At 73.8% G+C, this 17,518-nt stretch carries 14 protein-coding genes; 8 read left to right on the top strand and 6 right to left on the bottom strand.

Features of this window, described 5'->3' with window-relative positions:
* Positions 1-220 precede the first annotated feature (220 nt).
* The 7 genes from ABDB74_RS12775 (at position 221) to ABDB74_RS12745 (ending at position 7,606) form a co-directional block, all read left to right on the top strand.
* Positions 221-1,876 carry a diguanylate cyclase gene (locus tag ABDB74_RS12775; RefSeq protein ID WP_346618970.1) on the top strand — a complete coding sequence of 552 codons (1,656 nt, stop codon included), beginning with the start codon at positions 221-223 and terminating at the stop codon, positions 1,874-1,876.
* Between the two features lie 122 nt (positions 1,877-1,998).
* Positions 1,999-3,003: a type I glyceraldehyde-3-phosphate dehydrogenase gene (gene gap, locus ABDB74_RS12770; protein WP_346618969.1), complete on the top strand. Its 1,005-nt coding sequence runs from the start codon at positions 1,999-2,001 to the stop codon at positions 3,001-3,003.
* Positions 3,003-4,208 (top strand): phosphoglycerate kinase, encoded by a 1,206-nt coding sequence (locus tag ABDB74_RS12765; protein ID WP_346618967.1) that lies wholly within the window; start codon positions 3,003-3,005, stop codon positions 4,206-4,208. The genes gap and ABDB74_RS12765 overlap by 1 nt, the downstream gene beginning before the upstream one ends.
* Before the next feature lies 1 nt (position 4,209).
* Positions 4,210-5,022 (top strand): triose-phosphate isomerase, encoded by an 813-nt coding sequence (tpiA, locus tag ABDB74_RS12760; protein WP_346618966.1) that lies wholly within the window; start codon positions 4,210-4,212, stop codon positions 5,020-5,022.
* A 50-nt stretch (positions 5,023-5,072) separates the two neighbouring features.
* On the top strand, positions 5,073-6,845 hold the full coding sequence (locus ABDB74_RS12755; RefSeq protein ID WP_346618964.1) for an ABC transporter substrate-binding protein: 1,773 nt from the start codon (positions 5,073-5,075) through the stop codon (positions 6,843-6,845).
* Between the two features lie 56 nt (positions 6,846-6,901).
* On the top strand, positions 6,902-7,135 hold the full coding sequence (gene secG, locus ABDB74_RS12750; protein ID WP_346618963.1) for a preprotein translocase subunit SecG: 234 nt from the start codon (positions 6,902-6,904) through the stop codon (positions 7,133-7,135).
* Between the two features lie 129 nt (positions 7,136-7,264).
* Complete coding sequence (locus tag ABDB74_RS12745) at positions 7,265-7,606, top strand: RNA polymerase-binding protein RbpA (protein WP_346618962.1); 342 nt, start codon at positions 7,265-7,267, stop codon at positions 7,604-7,606.
* A 3-nt stretch (positions 7,607-7,609) separates the two neighbouring features.
* On the opposite strand, the gene pgl is transcribed toward ABDB74_RS12745, so the two are convergent.
* From pgl to tkt, 6 genes are all read right to left on the bottom strand, one after another.
* Entirely contained in the window at positions 7,610-8,422 is an 813-nt protein-coding gene (gene pgl, locus ABDB74_RS12740; protein WP_346618960.1) for a 6-phosphogluconolactonase, read from the bottom strand.
* A complete protein-coding gene (locus tag ABDB74_RS12735) occupies positions 8,419-9,552 on the bottom strand; it encodes a glucose-6-phosphate dehydrogenase assembly protein OpcA (RefSeq protein WP_346618959.1) in 1,134 nt (377 codons plus the stop codon). Before ABDB74_RS12735 ends, pgl begins: the two co-directional genes overlap by 4 nt.
* Before the next feature lie 40 nt (positions 9,553-9,592).
* Positions 9,593-11,110, bottom strand: coding sequence for a glucose-6-phosphate dehydrogenase (gene zwf / locus ABDB74_RS12730; RefSeq protein ID WP_346618958.1), 1,518 nt, complete (start codon positions 11,108-11,110; stop codon positions 9,593-9,595).
* A 100-nt stretch (positions 11,111-11,210) separates the two neighbouring features.
* Positions 11,211-12,812 carry a glucose-6-phosphate isomerase gene (locus tag ABDB74_RS12725; RefSeq protein WP_346618957.1) on the bottom strand — a complete coding sequence of 534 codons (1,602 nt, stop codon included), beginning with the start codon at positions 12,810-12,812 and terminating at the stop codon, positions 11,211-11,213.
* A 49-nt stretch (positions 12,813-12,861) separates the two neighbouring features.
* Positions 12,862-13,962 carry a transaldolase gene (gene tal, locus ABDB74_RS12720; protein ID WP_346618956.1) on the bottom strand — a complete coding sequence of 367 codons (1,101 nt, stop codon included), beginning with the start codon at positions 13,960-13,962 and terminating at the stop codon, positions 12,862-12,864.
* A gap of 38 nt (positions 13,963-14,000) precedes the next feature.
* Complete coding sequence (tkt, locus tag ABDB74_RS12715) at positions 14,001-16,214, bottom strand: transketolase (protein ID WP_346618954.1); 2,214 nt, start codon at positions 16,212-16,214, stop codon at positions 14,001-14,003.
* Between the two features lie 291 nt (positions 16,215-16,505).
* Here tkt and ABDB74_RS12710 point away from each other — a divergent pair, with 291 nt between their 5' ends.
* The gene (locus tag ABDB74_RS12710; RefSeq protein ID WP_346618953.1) at positions 16,506-17,438 is read left to right on the top strand and encodes a heme o synthase; all 933 of its coding nucleotides are present in this window, start codon (positions 16,506-16,508) and stop codon (positions 17,436-17,438) included.
* The last annotated feature ends 80 nt before the right edge of the window (positions 17,439-17,518 follow it).

The raw sequence follows: 17,518 nt of genomic DNA, 5'->3' as shown, positions 1-17,518 counted from the left end.
CCGGCTCGCAGACTCCTGGCGGGCCCCTAGGGGAGCCGCCGTGTCGCTCGACACGGCTCTCTGCACGTCGCTGGACCCGCACGTCGTCGACCTCGGTGTGGGCGGGCCGGCGTGCCTCCCTCGGAGGGGGGAACGGCGGCTCCAGGGACATGGCGTCGCGTCCGATCTCCGGGGCAGCGGCCGGCGACCGACGCCCGGCCGGGCGACCGAGGAGCCGGGCATGACGTCACAGCGATGGGCGGTGCTGTTCGCCTGCGCAGCCGTCATCGCGGTCGTGGTCGGCGTGCTGGCCTGGCGGCGCCGCGACCGCACGCCGGCGGCGATCGCGTTCGCCGGCACCATGGCCGGCGTGGCGACCTGGTCGGGCGCCGACGCGCTCCTCTTCGGAATCGGATCCGAACTCGTGCGCCGGGCCTACCCGCCGGTGCTCATGGCCGCGGTCGGGGTGGTGGTCGCCGGGACCTACGCCATCGCCCGTACCGTCACGGACCCCTCGTGGCGCCCGGCCCGGCGAGGGGTCGCCCTGATGGCGGTGGAGCCCGTCGTCATGGTCGTGCTGGCCGCCCTGCCGGCCACCCGGGACCTCGTCATCGCAGGTCACCTGGCGGCTGGAGAGCGGGTGACCTTCGGAGCAGCCTTCGCCGTCCACAGCCTGTACTCGTACGTCGTCGTCGGCGCAGCCTACCTGCACCTGCTGCGCCGGTGGAGGAGCGCCGCCGGCGTCTTCCGCTCCCAGATCGCCGTCCTCCTCGGCGCGGCGGTCGTGTCGACCGTGGGCAACGTCGTGGCGGTCGTGTCGCAGCTCGACGGGCAGGGCGTCGACGTGACCCCCCTGTTCTTCGTCGCCACCGGACTGGTCCACTGCTGGGCGCTCCTGCGGCTGGGCCTGCTGCGCCTGGTGCCGGTCGCCCGCGACCAGGTCGTCGACACCGTTCCGGACGCCGTCCTCGTCGTGGACCCCCACGAGGTGCTCATCGACGTCAACCCGGCCGCCCGGCGCATGCTGCGCCGCCTGCGCCCGGAACTCGGCGACCGGGAGCTGATCGGCCGGCCATTGCCGGAGATCGCCGGCCAACGGGCCCTCGCCGCCCTCGGGCAGATCGAGCGGCAGGACGGCCGCCGCGTGGCCGAGGTCGCCCCGGGACTCTGGCTCGACATCCGGGACACCGCCGTCGGCGACTCCCGCGGCCGCTCGCTGGGCCGGATCCTGGTGGTGCGGGACGTGAGCGAGCAGCAGGCCCGGCAGGAGGCGGTCGAGACGCTGAACCGCCAGCTGGCGGAGCAGGTCCGCGTGATCGACCGGTTGCGCGCCGAGCTCGCGGAGGACGCCGTCCGGGACCCGCTCACCGGACTGCACAACCGCCGCCACCTCGACGAGGTGCTCCCGGCCGATCTCGACCGCCGGCCGCGTGACGGCCGGGTGGCCGTCCTGGCCGTCGACATCGACCACTTCAAGACCGTCAACGACCGCTTCGGGCACGGGGCCGGCGACCGGGTCCTCACCGCCGTCGCCCGGCTGCTGCAGGCCGCCGTCCGCGACGGTGACACCGCCGTCCGCCTCGGCGGCGAGGAGTTCCTGGTCATCCTGCCCGGCGCCGGCCGTGAGCAGGCCGTGGCGCGGGCGGAGCAGATACGCCGGGACGTCGCCGCGGCGGTGCACCTCCTCGACGGGGAGGCGGTCCGGGTGACCATCAGCGCCGGGGTCGCCGTGTGCCCCGACGACGAGGGAACCGCCGCAGCCCTGCTCGAGGCCGCCGACCGGGCGCTCTACACCGCCAAGGCGACCGGCCGGAACCGGGTCGTGGCCTCCGGTGCGCTCCTCCGCGACGTGTCGCTGGCAGCCCCGGCGATGTCGCAGCCGGCACTGGGCAGCTGACCCTCAACCCTCCGGACCGGGACGACCGGAGCCGCGGCAGACCCCGACCGATAGGGTCTACGGAGCGAGGTCGCGTGTCTGCGCGGCCCGGCGAACGTGACGGTTCCTATGGGAGGTCTGCAGTGACGGTCCGGGTAGGCATCAACGGATTCGGCCGGATCGGCCGCAACTTCTGGCGGGCCGCCGCGGCCAGCGGCCAGGACATCGAGATCGTGGCGGTCAACGACCTGACCAGCCCCGAGGCCCTGGCGCACCTGCTGAAGTACGACAGCATCCTGGGCAAGCTCGCCGAGGACGTCGCCGCCGACGGCGAGGGCATCAAGATCGGCGGGAAGACCATGAAGGTCCTCTCCGAGCGCGACCCCGCGAACCTGCCGTGGGGCGACCTGGGTGTCGACGTCGTCGTGGAGTCCACCGGCTTCTTCACCAAGGCCGCCGACGCCCGCAAGCACGTCGACGCCGGTGGCGCGAAGAAGGTCATCATCTCCGCGCCGGCCACCGACGACGACATCACGATCGTCATGGGCGTCAACGACGACCTCTACGACGGCTCGCAGACGATCATCAGCAACGCGTCCTGCACCACCAACTGCCTGGCCCCGCTGGCCAAGGTCCTCAACGACGCGTTCGGCATCGAGCGCGGGCTGATGACGACCATCCACGCCTACACCGCCGACCAGAACCTGCAGGACGGCCCGCACAAGGACCTGCGCCGCGCCCGCGCGGCCGCCCTCAACATGGTGCCCACCTCGACCGGTGCGGCGAAGGCGATCGGCCTGGTGCTGCCCGAGCTCAAGGGCAAGCTCGACGGCTACGCCATCCGCGTCCCGGTGCCCACCGGCTCGGCCACCGACCTCACCGTCCAGCTGACCCGTGAGGCCTCCGCCGACGAGATCGACGCCGCCTACCGCGAGGCTGCCGCGGGTCCGCTCGGCAAGTACCTGACCTACACCGACGCGCCGATCGTCTCGTCGGACATCGTCACCGACCCGTCGTCGTGCATCTACGACGCCAAGCTCACCAAGGTCTTCGGCCCGATGGTGAAGGTCCTCGGCTGGTACGACAACGAGTGGGGCTACTCCAACCGCCTCGTCGACCTGACCACCCTGGTGGGCAAGTCCCTCTGATGCGCTCGCTCGACGACCTCCTCGCCGAAGGCGTCTCGGGTCGGCGCGTGCTCCTGCGCGCCGACCTGAACGTCCCGCTCGACAAGCAGACCCGCGCGATCACGGACGACGGCCGGATCCGGGCCAGCCTGCCGACCCTGCAGGCGCTCCGCGACGCCGGCGCCCGGGTGATCGTGGCCGCGCACCTCGGCCGGCCCAAGGGCACGCCGGACCCGCAGTTCTCCCTCGCGCCGGTGGCGGCGCGGCTGGGCGAGCTGCTGGGCACGGCGGTGCCGCTGGCCGCCGACGTCGCCGGTGACGACGCGCGCGCCAAGGCCGGGGCCCTCGGCGACGGCGACGTCCTCCTCCTGGAGAACGTCCGCTTCGAGGCCGCCGAGACCAGCAAGGACGACGCCGAGCGCGGGGAGCTGGCCGACCGGTTCGCCGCGCTCGCCGACGTCTACGTCGACGACGCGTTCGGTGCGGTGCACCGCAGGCACGCCTCCGTGTTCGACGTGGCGGAGCGGCTGCCGCACGTCGCCGGGCGGCTGGTCGCCCAGGAGCTCGACGTCCTGACCCGGCTGACCACCGACCCCGACCGCCCCTACGTGGTCGTGCTCGGCGGCTCCAAGGTCAGCGACAAGCTCGCGGTGATCGAGGCGCTGCTGCCCAAGGTCGACCGGCTGCTGGTCGGCGGCGGGATGTGCTTCACCTTCCTCGCGGCCCAGGGCCACGGGGTGGGCAACTCGCTGCTCGAGGCCGACCAGGTCGACACCTGCCGGCGGCTGCTCGCCGATGCGGGCGACCGCATCGTGCTGCCGGTCGACGTCGTCTGCGCACCCGAGTTCAGCGCCGACGCCGAGACGACCGTCGTGCGGGTGGAGGAGATCCCGGACGGCCAGATGGGGCTCGACGTCGGCCCCCGCACCGTGGAGCTGTTCGGCACCACGCTCGGCGACGCACGCACCGTCTTCTGGAACGGGCCGATGGGCGTGTTCGAGCTGGCGCCCTTCCAGGCGGGTACCCGGGGCGTGGCCCAGGCGGTCGCCGCCGTCGACGGGCTGTCGGTGGTCGGCGGTGGTGACTCGGCGGCCGCGGTGCGCGTGCTGGGGCTCGACGAGGCCGCCTTCGGCCACATCAGCACCGGCGGCGGCGCGTCGCTGGAGTACCTCGAGGGCCGCGAGCTCCCGGGCCTCGAGGTGCTGACCGCCCGAGCGGGGGAGTGACATGGCACGGACCGACCGCACCACCCCGTCCCGGGACGGGCGCCGGCCGCTGATCGCGGGTAACTGGAAGCTGCACATGACCCACCTGGAGGCCATCGGCCTGGTCCAGAAGGTCGTGTTCTCCCTCAAGGAGAAGGAGCTCGACACCGCCGAGGTCGTCGTGCTCCCGCCGTTCACCGCGCTGCGCAGCGTGCAGACCCTCGTCGCCGGGGACAAGCTGGCGATCGGGTACGGCGCGCAGGACCTCTCCGCCCACGACTCCGGCGCCTACACCGGCGAGGTCAGCGGCGGGATGCTCAGCGCCCTGGCCTGTGGCTACGTCGTGGTCGGGCACTCGGAGCGCCGGGCGCTGCACGCCGAGGACGACGCCGTGGTCGGCAGCAAGGTGCAGGCGGCGCTGCGGCACGGCATCGTGCCGATCGTCTGCGTGGGGGAGGGGCTGGAGGTCCGCCGGGCCGCCGCCCACGTCGCGCACTGCACCGGCCAGCTGGACGCTGCGCTCGACGGACTCACCGCCGAGCAGGTCGCGGGCGTGGTGATCGCCTACGAGCCGGTCTGGGCGATCGGGACCGGGGAGGTCGCCACCCCCGATGATGCCCAGGAGGTCTGCGGGGCGCTCCGGGCACGGCTCGCCGAGCGGTTCGGGAGTGACAGCGCGGCCACGGTACGTATCCTCTACGGCGGGTCGGTGAAGGCCGCGAACACGGCCGGGATCCTGGCCGGGCCGGACGTCGACGGTGCGCTCGTCGGTGGTGCCAGCCTGGACGCCGACGAGTTCGCGCAGATCTGTCGGATCGCCGCCGGCGGTAGCTGAGCCCTGCTGCCCGCCGCCGGCCGAACACGCATGGGGGCGGGCAGCAGGTGGTGCAGGAGACGCTGGATCGGTACGCCGACCGGTTGCCCGAGTGGGCCCGGGGCGTGCCGCGACGGCGGGTCCTGGCGGCGATCGCGATCGTGGTGATCGTCGTGGTGCTCGGGGTCAGCTCTCTGGGGGGCGACGGCGGCAGGGCCGACGTCCCGGTGCTGGCCGACGGCCCGGACGTGGCCGTGGAGGGCATCCGATCGCCGTCGGACCAGGCCGGTGGCACGCTGCGCGTCGTCGCACCCGAGATCGACAGCCTCGACCCGCAGCGCTCCTACCTGCCGGGCGTGTGGAACCTGATGCGGCTCTACGCCCGCACGCTGGTCACCTACTCGAGCGAGCCCGGGGCGACCGGGGAGCTGGTCCCCGACCTGGCCACCGACCTCGGCACCGTCTCCGAGGACGGGCTCAGCTGGACCTTCACCCTCCGCGAGGGCGTCCGCTTCGAGAACGGGCGGCCGATCACGGCGCAGGACGTCAAATACGGCATCCAGCGCTCGTTCGCGTCGGACGTGATCGTCGGCGGCCCCACCTACGTCGTCGATCTGCTCGACGACCCGGGCAACCCCTACCCGGGGCCGTACTCCAAGGAGGAGGACGACCCGGATCTGACCGCGATCGAGACGCCGGACGAGCGGACGATCGTCTTCCGGCTGCGCTCCCCCCGCGCGGAGCTGCCGTACGTGCTCGCGTTGCCGTCGAGCAGCCCGGTCCCGGTGGAGGCCGACACCCGTGCGGACTACGGGCGCGACCCGGTGTCGTCCGGCCCCTACGCGATCACCACCGTCGACCCGGTGACCGGCATCCTGCTCGAGCGCAACCCGCAGTGGGACCCGGCCACCGACGACGTCCGCACCGCCCTGCCCGACAGCGTCGTGGTGCGCACCGGGCTGTCCGGGCTGGCCCGCGACCAGGCGCTGCTGGCCGGCTCCGCCGACCTCGACATCTCCGGCACCGGGGTCCAGCCCGCGACCACGGCCCGGCTCTCCGGCGATGACGACCCGCTGCTGGCCCGGGTCGACGACGTGACCACCGGCGCGGTGCGGCTGCTGGCGCTGCCGACCGACGTCGCCCCCCTGGACGACGCCGACTGCCGCGCCGCGGTGGCCGCGGCGATCGACCGCCGAGCGGTGCAGGCGGCGCTGGGTGGGGCGGTCGACGCGGTGCGCAGCTCGCGGCTCTGGCCGCGCGCGCTCGACGGGGGCCCCGCCGAGACCGAGGCCGGGCCGGACCTGGACGCGGCCCGGGCCGCCCTGGGGCGCTGCGGGCAGCCGGACGGGTTCACGACCCGGCTGGCCGTCCCCGACACCAGGAGCAGCGTCCAGCTGGCCGAGGAGGTCGCCGCCCAGCTGGGCGAGGTGGACATCGACGTGGAGATCCGACCGCTGGACCCGGCCACCTTCTACGCCACGGACGTCGGCAACCCCGACAGCGTGCGGGACAACGGGTACGGCATCGTGCTCGCGACCCGGACCGCGGACTTCCCGACGCCCGGGTCGTTCCTCGTCCCCCTGGTCGACGGACGCAGCATCGCCCGGGTCGGCAACACCAACTACGCGCGGCTCGCCGACCCCGCGATCGACGCGCTCGTGGACCAGGCGCCGGCCGGCGGGGACGACGGCTGGGCCGCCGTCGCCGCGGCGGCGCAGGCGACCGGGGCCTACGTGCCGCTGGCGGAGACCCGCATCCAGCTCCTCGCCGGACAGCGGCTGCGTAACGGTGTGGTGATGCGGCCCTACAGCGGGTACGACGTCGCCACGGCCGGCGTCAGCTAGGCTCGGGACGAGAGCTGGCGTCCGTCGCCGGTCGTCGAGCTTTTCCGGAGAGGTCAATGGAGCTGGTGCTCAACGTGCTGCTGGTCCTCAGCAGCCTGATCCTCATCGTGCTCATCCTGCTGCACCGCGGCAAGGGTGGCGGGCTGTCGTCGATGTTCGGCGGCGCGGTGTCCTCCTCGCTGTCGGGGTCGTCGGTGGTCGAGAAGAACCTGAACCGTCTGACCGTGCTGACCGCCGCCGTCTGGTCGGTGTGCATCGTCGCCCTGGGCATCCTGCTCAAGGCCGGCTGAGCCGTACCACCCCCCGCGCTGCCGTGCGAACCGGCGCGCAATCGTGACCGGGAACGGGCGTTGCAGGCCCTAGACTTCCCGCGCGGCGTCAGCTCTGCCGCGACCCGGACAGACGATCAGGGGGCACACGTGGCTGGTGGGAACGCGATCCGGGGCAGCCGGATCGGCGCGGGTCCGACGGGCGAGGTCGAACGCGGCGAGGCCGTGCCACGCCGGCGCATCCCGTTCTGGTGCGCCAACGGGCACGAGACCCGAGTGGTGATGGCGAGCGACGCCGACGTCCCCGAGTTCTGGGACTGCCCCCGGTGCGGGCTGCCGGCCGGTCAGGACCGCGAGGCCCCGCCAGCGGCGCCGCGGATCGAGCCGTACAAGACCCACCTCGCCTACGTGCGCGAACGGCGCAGCGACGCCGACGGGGACGCGCTCCTGGCCGAGGCCCTCGAGCGGCTCCGGGTCCGCCGCGGCGGCTGAGCGCTAGCCGCCGCTGGGGAGTTCGGCGGCCGCCTCGGCGTCGAGCAGCCATCGGGTGGCGCGGCGGCCGTGCACGCCGGCCGCCGGGAGATCCGCGGGATCGGCGCCACCGAGCGACTGCGCGACGGCCGGCGCCTTGCCCCCGCCGGCGACCAGCAGCCACACCTCCTCGGCGTTGTTGATGGCCGGGAGCCCCAGGCTCACCCGCGTGGGCGGCGGCTTGGGGCAGTCGCGCACCGCCACCACGGGGCGGTCGTCCCGCACGGCCGGCGACGCGGGGAAGATCGAGGCCACGTGACCCTCCGGGCCCATGCCCAGGAGCAGCACGTCGAAGCGGGGCAGCATCCGTCCCTCGGGTGCCGCGTCGGCGAGCTGCCCGGCGTACCAGGCCGCGGCGTCCTCGGGCTCCGCGAACGGCCCGTCGGAGGGCGGCATGGCGTGCACCCGCTCGGCCGGCACGCCGACGACGTCGAGCAGCGCGGCGCGGGCCTGCTTCTCGTTGCGCTCGTCGTCGTCCGCCGGGACGAACCGCTCGTCGCCCCACCAGATGTCGACCGCCGTCCAGTCGACCGTCTCCCGGACCGGCTCCGCGGCGAGCCCGGCGATCCGTTCGAGGACGGCGATCCCCATCCCGCCCCCGGTGACCACCAGCGACGCGCTTCCGTGCACCGCCTGGGCGGCGGCGAGCCGCGCGACCACCGCCTCGGCCACCGCGCGGGCGAGTCGCTCGGCGTCGGGTTCGATGACGACGTCCGCAGCGGGGCGCCCGGATCCGGTGAGCTCGGCGGACACGCGGTCGCCGGGGGAGAGGCTCACGAGGTCGCTCCGTCCTGACCGGCGGGCCGGCCGGCGTCGTCGGGGGAGCCGGCGAGGGCGACCTCGTCGGCGTCCTCGGAATCACCCGGGACGGTGGGGGCGGTCGGCCGGGCTGTGGCCGTGCGACCGGTGCCGTCCGGGTTGGCCGGGTCGAACCACACGTGCTCGCGGACGCCGGGGCGGTCGGAGAGCCCACGGAGCCCGGTCGTGGCCTCCAGCGCCTCGCTGTAGGGCTCGTCGTCGTCCAGCCGGCGCAGCTCCTCGCTGAGCAGGTCACCGAGGACGCGCTCGGGCAGGGCGACGGTGGAGTCCGGCCGGTACGGCTGGGAGATGACCGCGCCGCCCCGGCGATCGGCCCGGACCTGCACCTCCTCGTCCTGGTCCAGCTGCAGGGTGACCGCCTCCACGCCGCTGGGCCCGGGGGCGCGCGAGCCCTCCGCGAGGTCCACCGGGCAGCCGCAGCGGGAGGTCAGCCAGCCGGCGAGCAGGCGGGTGGTGGCGTTCTGCGGATCTCCCTCGATCCGGCCACCACGGACCCGCACGGGCTCGCCGCGGCGGCCGGACACCGAGTCCAGCGTCGAGGCGAGGATCGTCCGCCAGGCGGTGCTGCGGGTCCACGCGAGGTCGGTGTCACCGGGCGCGTAGTCCTCGGCCCGCACGTGCAGGGCGGCCGGCGGGTCGTCGGCCAGGGAGCTGTCGGTGATCCGGCGGTCGGCGAAGACGGCCAGCGCGTCGGTGGCCAGCCGCTCCGGCGGCTGTGCGTGCCACCAGGTGACGACGGGCGCGTCGGCGGCCAGCAGCGGCAGCACGACCGACTCGGCGTGCAGCGCGAGGCGGCCGTACATGCGCAGCACCACCGCCTCGCCGGGGCCCAGGCGGCCGCCGATGACGACCTCGGCATCGAGCCGGGGGGCAGGGGCGTCGATCTGCCGGCGCACCACGACGAGCACCCGGCACGGGTGCATCTCCGCGGCGTGCGTCGCCGCCTCCTCCGCCTCGTTCACCCGGCCCTCGTCGGCGACGACGACGAGGGTGAGGGCGACGCCGGAGAGGACCGCGCCCCCGGTGCGCCGCTGGGCGGCCAGTTCCTTCACCACCGCCGATCCGGTGGTGTCCCACAGTGTCGTCACGGTGTCTCCTCGGATCGACGGGGCAGGGGCGGCGGGGTGCTCACGGGCGCCGCCACCGGCGGCCCTCGGCGGCCAGCATCTCGTCGGCGGCCCGCGGCCCCCACTCGCCGGCGCGGTAGGGATACGGCTCGGTGCCCTGCCAGAACTCCTCGAGCGGGTCGATGACCGCCCAGGAGGCCTCCACCTCGGCGTTGCGGGGGAAGAGGGTGGCGTCGCCGAGGAGGACGTCGAGCAGCAGCCGTTCGTACGCCTCGGGGCTGGACTCGGTGAACTGCTCGCCGTACAGGAAGTCCATCGAGACGTCGCGGACCTCCATGACGCTGCCCGGCACCTTCGACCCGAACTTGAGGGTGACCCCCTCGTCGGGCTGCACGCGGACCACCAGCTGGTTGTTGCCCAGCTCCTCGGTGTCCGTGTCGGCGAAGGGCAGGTGCGGGGCGCGCTTGAACACCAGCGCGATCTCGGTGACCCGGCGGGGCAGCCGCTTGCCGGTGCGCAGGTAGAACGGGACACCCGCCCACCGACGGGTCTCGACCCCGAGCCGGACCGCGGCGTAGGTCTCGGTGGTCGACCCGGGGTCGACGCCCTCCTCCTGCCGGTACCCCTTCGCCCGCTGCCCGGCCAGCCAGCCCTGCTGGTACTGACCGCGCACCGCGGCGGTCTCCAGGTCCTCGGGCAGCGAGATGGCCCGCAGCACCTTCAGCTTCTCGGTGCGGATCTCCTCGGCGGAGAACTCGACCGGCTCCTCCATGGCCGTGAGCGCCAGCAGCTGCAGCAGGTGGTTCTGCAGCACGTCGCGCGCCGCACCCGTCTTCTCGTAGAAGCCCGCCCGCCCGCCGATCCCGACGTCCTCGGCCATGGTGATCTGCACCGAGTCGACGTGGTGGCCGTTCCAGATCGGCTCGAACAGCGAGTTCGCGAACCGCAGCGCCATCAGGTTCTGGACGGTCTCCTTGCCCAGGTAGTGGTCGATGCGGAAGACGTCCTCGGCGCTGAACACCGAGTCCACCAGCTCGTTGAGCTCGCGGCTGGACCCGAGGTCGTTGCCGAACGGCTTCTCCACCACGACCCGCCGCCACCGGCCCTCGGTGTTCTCGGCCATGCCGGTGCGCTGCATCTGCTTCAGGACGACGGGGAACATCGAGGGCGGGATCGACAGGTAGAACGCCGCGTTGCCGCCGATGCCGTGGCTGCCCTCGAGCTCCGCCAGGTTGGCGGCCAGCTCGTCGAAGGCGTTGTCGTCGTCGAAGGAGCCCTGGACGAAGCGGACGGTCGACGCCAGCTGCTCCCAGACCTCCTCGCGCCAGGGCGTGCGGGCGTTCTGGCGGGCCGCGTCCCGGGCCAGCTCGGCGAACTCCGTGTCTCCCCAGTCGCGGCGGGCGAAGCCCAGCAGCGCGAAGTTCGTCGGCAGCAGGCCGCGGTTGGCGAGGTCGTAGACGGCAGGGAGGAGCTTCTTGCGCGCCAGGTCGCCGGTGATGCCGAAGACCACCAGGGTGCACGGCTCGGGCACCCGGGGCAGCCGCCGGTCCCGCGGATCGCGCAGCGGGTTGGGAATCATCGTCCGTCCTCGTGGTCGGGGTGACCCGCCGTCCGGCCCGGTGGCGGACCGGACGGCGGGGTGGATCGGGCGCGGATCGGGGGCTCCTGCGTCGGGGAGGTCAGCAGAGGGCCTCGAGGAGCTGACGGATGCCGGCCCGCCGGTCGGTCAGGTGCAGGTGCAGCAGCGGGCGGGCGCGGTCGGCGAGGGCCTTCCGGTCGCCGGCCGCCTGCGCCGCCTGCAGGGTGCCGAACGAGTAGGGCTGGTCCGGGACGAGGAGATCATCGGTGACCACCCCGGTGAGCTGCAGGAAGGCGCCCACCTGGGGGCCGCCCTTGTGGTACTGCCCGGTGGAGTGCAGGTAGCGCGGGCCCCAGCCGAACGTCACCGGGTGCTCGGTGCGCCGGGCCAGCGCCTCGCGCACGTCCGCGGCCGCGGCGTCCCGGATCCGGTCGAGGTATGCCATGACGGCGAGGTACCCGCGGGGCGGGACGGAGGCCAGCAGCGCGTCGAGGACCAGCGACAGCCCGTCGTGCAGGGAGACGTCGACGTCGGTGAGCACGGCCGCGGTGCCACGGATCTCCACGGCACCCACCGTCGCCACCGGCGGCTCGTCGGTGAACCCGGCGGACAGGATCGTCCTGGTGTTCTCCTTGCTCTCGGTCACGTTCGGCTGGTCGAACGGGTTGATCCCGAGGATCCGCCCGGCCACGGCGACGGCGTACTCCCAGGCCAGGAACTGCGCTCCCAGCGGCCCCGTCACCCCGACCGAGGGGGCCTGCTCGGGCGCCTGCGCACCCACGACGGCCAGCAGGACGTCGGCCGCGGCCGCGCCGGGCGTCGCCGGCGACCCGACGACGACCGGCAGGATGCCGCGGCCTTCCTTGCCGGTGGACTCCGCGATCAGCTGCTCGGCCCAGTCGCCGAACCCCTGGATCGGGGTGTCGGCCGTGTCGGCGAGGGCGACCTTGTCGCGTCCGGTGCGGAAGGCGCAGCCCAGGGCCACCCCGAGCGCCATGGCGGCGTTGCCGGGATCGGCCAGCCCCTCGGCCAGCGCCTCCGCCTCGTCGACGAGCGCGGCGACGTCCGCGCCGGCCAGCGCCGAGGGAACCAGTCCGAACGCCGAGAGGGCGCTGTAGCGGCCGCCCACCGTGGGATCGGCGAGGAAGATCGCCCGCGCGCCCATGGCGGCGGCGATCTCGGCCAGCGGCGACCCGGGGTCGGTGACGACGACGAACCGCCTGCCGATCTCCTTCTCGTCCAGCCCCGCCTCGGCGAACGAGGCGACGAACACCCGGCGCTGGCTCTCGGTCTCCACCGTGCCGCCGGACTTCGAGCTGACCACCACGACGGTGCGCTCGAGATCGGTCAGCGCGGCGGCGATCTGGCCGGGGTCGGTGGAGTCCAGCACGACCAGCGGCACCCCCGCGGTCCGGCAGATCACCTCGGGGGCCAGCGACGACCCGCCCATCCCGCAGAGGACGACCCGGTCCAGCCCCTCGGCGGCGAGCTCGGCGCGCAGCTCGGCCAGCTGGACCACCAGGGAGCGGGAGGTCGCCGGCAGGTCCAGCCAGCCCAGCCGGACCGCGGCGTCGCTCTCGGCGTCCGGGCCCCACAGGGTGGCGTCCTTGCGGATCAGCCGCGCAGCGACGTCGTCCTGCCGCAGCTGGGCCAGCACCGGTTCGGGGAGCTCCACCCCCCGGGTGCTGACCGAGAGGCTCACGTGCCCTCCTCGCCGGCCCCTGCCGGGTCCGCCGAACCCGGGAGCTCGGTCACTTCTTGTCCTCGAGCTCGCTCCGCACCGACGCGGTCAGCTCGTCCCAGGAGTCGACGAACTTCTGCACACCCTCCTCCTCGAGGGCCCGGAAGACGTCGTCGAGGTCGACCCCGGCGTCGCGCACCGACTGCATCACGGCGGCGGCGTCGTCGTAGGCCTTCTGCACCGGCGTGCCCGGCCGGCCGTGGTCGGCGTAGGCCATCATCGTCTTCTCCGGCATGGTGTTGACCGTGCCCGGCGCGATGAGCTCGCTGATGTACATCGTGTCGGAGTAGTCGGGGTTCTTCACCCCGGTCGAGGCCCACAGCGGCCGCTGCCGCGCCGCGCCCTTCGCCTCCAGTGCCTGCCAGCGGTCGGACGAGAAGACCTCCTCGTACGCCTGGTAGGCGAGCTGCGCGTTGGCGATGCCGGCCTTGCCCTTCAGCGAGACGTCGGCGCCGGCCGCGTCGAGCCGCTTGTCGATCTCGCTGTCCACCCGGGACACGAAGAAGGACGCCACCGACGCGATGCCCTCCAGCGAGCCGCCCGCGGCGACCCGCTTCTCGAGGCCGGCGAGGTACGCCTCCATGACCGCGCGGTAGCGCTCGAGGCTGAAGATCAGGGTGACGTTGACGCTGATGCCGTTGGCGATCGTCTCGGTGATCGCGGGCAGGCCCGCCTCCGTCGCCGGGATCTTGATGTACAGGTTGGGCCGGTCGACCAGCCACCACAGGTGCCCGGCCTCGGCGGCCGTGGCGTCGGTGTCGTGGGCCAGGCCGGGGGCCACCTCGAGGGACACCCGGCCGTCGCCCGGCTGCCGGTCGGCGACCGGGCGCAGCAGGTCGCAGGCGTCCCGGACGTCGGCGGCGGTGATGGTCCGCAGCGCCTCCTCGACGCTCACCTTGCGGACGGCGAGGGCGTGCAGCTGGTCGTCGTAGGAGTCCGACCCGCTGATCGCCGCGGCGAAGATGGTCGGGTTCGTGGTCACGCCGACGACGGAGTGCTCGTCGACCAGCGACTGGAGGTTGCCGCTGCGGATGCGGTCACGCGAGAGGTCGTCGAGCCAGACGGCGACCCCCGCTGACGACAGCTCGGCCAGGTTCTCGTTCTGTGCCATGTCAATGCCTTCCGTGGGTGGGACAGCGGGGTCCTCTATCACCGGTCGCCGGTGGCCTGGGGGAGCCCGCCGGTGGCGGCGACGGGACCGGCCGGGACGGCGGCGCCCGAGCGGGCCGCCTCGATGCTCTCCCGGGCGGCGGCGACCACGGCCTCGTCAGTGAGGCCGAACTCCTCGTAGAGGACGGTGTACGCGGCGCTGGCGCCGTAGTGGGTGAGCCCGACGATCCGGCCGGCGTCGCCGACGAACTCCCGCCAGCCCATCGGCACGCCCGCCTCGACGCTCACCCGGGCACGGACCGTGGGGGGCAGCACCTCGTCCTTGTAGGCCTGGTCCTGGTCCGCGAACCACTCGACGCACGGCACGGAGACGACCCGGGTGGGGACGCCGTCGGCCTCCAGGCGGTCGCGGGCGGCCATGGCGATCTGCACCTCGGAACCGGTGCCGAGCAGGATCACGTCGGGGCTGCCGGTCGACGCCTCGGCCAGCACGTAGGCGCCGCGGGCCACGCCGTCGGCCGCGCCGAACTGCTCGCGGTCGAACACCGGCAGGTTCTGCCGGGACAGCAGCAGGCCGGCCGGGCGGTCGTTGTTCTCCAGGATCGTCCGCCAGGCGGCGGTGACCTCGTTGGCGTCGGCGGGACGCACGACGTCGAGGCCGGGGATCGCGCGGAGCGCGGCGAAGTGCTCGATCGGCTGGTGGGTGGGGCCGTCCTCGCCGAGGCCGATCGAGTCGTGGGTCCAGACGTAGGTGACCGGCAGCTGCATGAGCGCGGCCAGCCGGACCGCACCCCGCATGTAGTCGGAGAAGGTGAGGAACGTGCCGCCGTACACGCGGGTGCCGCCGTGCAGGGCGATCCCGTTCATGACCGCGCCCATGGCGTGCTCGCGGACGCCGAAGTGGATGGTCCGCCCGTAGGGGCCACCGGACCACATCTTCGTCTGCCGGTCGGCCGGCAGGAACGACGGTTCGCCCTCGACCGCGGTGTTGTTGCTCTCCGCGAGGTCGGCCGAGCCGCCCCACAGCTCGGGCAGCCGCGGGTACAGCGCGGCGAGGACCTTCCCGGAGGCCTTCCGCGTGGCCACGCCCTTGTCGTCGGCGGGGAAGGACGGCAGCTCGTCGGCCCAGCCCTCGGGCAGCCGGCGCTCGCGCATCCGCGCCAGCAGCGCCGCGCCCTCCGGGTTCGCCTGCTCCCAGGCGGCGAACCGCTCCTCCCACGTCGCGCGGTCGGCGCGGCCCTTGTCCACGACCGAGCGGGCGTGGGCGAGCACGTCGTCGTCGACCTGGAAGGTGCGCTCGGGGTCGAAGCCGAGGATCTCCTTGGTCGCGCGCACCTCGTCCTCGCCGAGCGCCGAGCCGTGCGAGGCGCCGGTGTTCTGCTTGGTGGGGGCGGGCCAGGCGATGACCGTCCGCAGCACGATGAGGGAGGGGCGACCGGTCTCGGCCTTGGCCGCGGCGAAGGCGGCGTCGACGGCGGCGAGGTCCTCGCCGTCGTCGACGTGCTGCACGTGCCAGCCGTAGGCCTCGTAGCGCTTGCCGACGTCCTCGGTGAAGGCGACGGTCGTGTCGTCCTCGATGGAGATCTTGTTGTCGTCGTAGACCAGCGTCAGGTTGCCGAGCCGCTGCGTGCCGGCCAGCGACGACGCCTCGCCGCTGACGCCCTCCTCCATGTCGCCGTCGGAGGCGAAGCACCAGATGTGGTGGTCGAAGAGGCTCTCGCCCTCGGGGGCGTCCGGGTCGAGCATCCCGCGCTCCCGGCGCGCGGCCATCGCCATGCCGACCGCGTTGCCGACACCCTGGCCCAGCGGGCCGGTCGTCGTCTCGACGCCCGGGGTGTGGTTGACCTCGGGGTGGCCCGGGGTCTTCGAGCCCCAGGTGCGCAGCGCCTTGAGGTCGTCGAGCTCCAGGCCGTAGCCGGAGAGGAACAGCTGCACGTAGAGCGTGAGGCTCGAGTGGCCCATCGAGAGGACGAAGCGGTCGCGGGCGACCCAGTTCGGCTCGGTCGGGTCGTGCCGCAGCCACTTGTGGAACAGCAGGTACGCGGTGGGGGCCATGCTCATGGCCGTGCCCGGGTGGCCGTTGCCGACCTTCTGGACGGCATCCATGGCCAGCACCCGGGCGGTGTCGACGGCCCGGCGGTCCAGGTCCCCGAAGTCCTCGGGGAGGGTCGGCCGCGGCTGCGACGGGTTGCCGGTCGGCGCGTCGGTCGCGGCCTCGGCCGGCGCTTCCGCCTCGGTGCTTCGCGTGTCCATCTGGTCGGTTCTCCCTCGCGGTAGGCCTGACGTCGTGCCGGGTGGGCGGCCGCCCGCCGGGCGCGCCGGCGACGCGACCGTCGGCGGGGCCGGGGGACGCCACTGCGTCGTCGGCGTCGCCCCTACCCGCTGGACCGGCGGCATCAACGTGATCAAGCCTAGTCATCCGGCCCGGTGCCGCGCGCCTGGCTCGGATCCGGCCGGGGCTACAGTGGGTGCGTTCCGCTCCCCGGTTCGAAGGGATCCCGTGGTGCCCTGCTGCCCGCGCGCGACCGCGCACGAGGGCACCCGGTGACGGCGCTCTCCGAGCGCCCCGCTGCGTCGTCTGCTCGCCTCTCCACCCGCCTGCGTTCCCGGATCGGGGCCTACGTCGGCCTGACCAAGCCCCGCATCATCGAGCTGCTGCTCGTCACGACGGTGCCGGCGATGATGCTCGCCGCCCGCGGGTGGCCCTCGCTCCCGCTGCTGCTGTGGACCCTGCTCGGCGGGACCCTCGCGGCGGGCGCGGCCAACGTCTTCAACTGCTACTTCGACCGTGACATCGACCGCCTGATGGAGCGCACCCAGAAGCGGCCGCTGGTGACCGGGCAGGTATCCCCGCGGGCGGCGCTGGTCTTCGGCGTGGTCCTGACGGTGACGTCGATCGTCCTGCTGGCGCTCACCACGACGCCGCTGGCCGCCGCCCTGGCCGCGGCGGCGATCTTCTACTACGCCGTCCTCTACACGATGGTGTTCAAGCGGCACACCCGCCGGAGCACCGAGTGGGGCGGCGTCCCCGGGGCGGCGCCGGTGCTGATCGGCTGGGCCGCGGTCACCGGCTCGCTCGACTGGCCGGCCGTCGTGGTCTTCGGCGTCGTCTTCTGCTGGCAGATGCCGCACTTCTGGGCGCTGGCGCTGCGGTTCAAGGACGACTACGCGCGGGCCGACGTCCCGATGCTGCCGGTCGTCACCTCCGCCCTGTCCGTCGGCCGGCAGACGGTGGCCTGGGCCTGGGTGACCGTGGCCGTCTCGCTGTCGCTGTGGCCGGTCGCCGAGGACTACGGCATCGGCCCGGGCTACACGATCGCCGCGGCGCTCCTGGGTGGCTGGTTCATCGTGGAGTCGCACCGCCTGCTCCGCCGGATCGCGGGCGGCGGGGACACCAGGCCCATGCAGCTGTTCCACGTCTCGATCTCGTATCTGGCGCTGCTGATGGTCGCGATCGTCGTCGACGCCATCGTCTGATCCGGGGCCGAGCGTGTGCGCCCGCGCCGGGGGAACGCACCCAGAAGCCGGCCCGGCTGCACACACTGGGCGCAGCCGTC

The sequence above is a fragment of the Blastococcus sp. HT6-4 genome, from assembly GCF_039679125.1.
Taxonomy (GTDB): Bacteria; Actinomycetota; Actinomycetes; order Mycobacteriales; family Geodermatophilaceae; genus Blastococcus; species Blastococcus montanus.
Note: the sequence above shows the minus strand (reverse complement) of the source record. Positions and strands in the feature narration are given on the sequence as shown.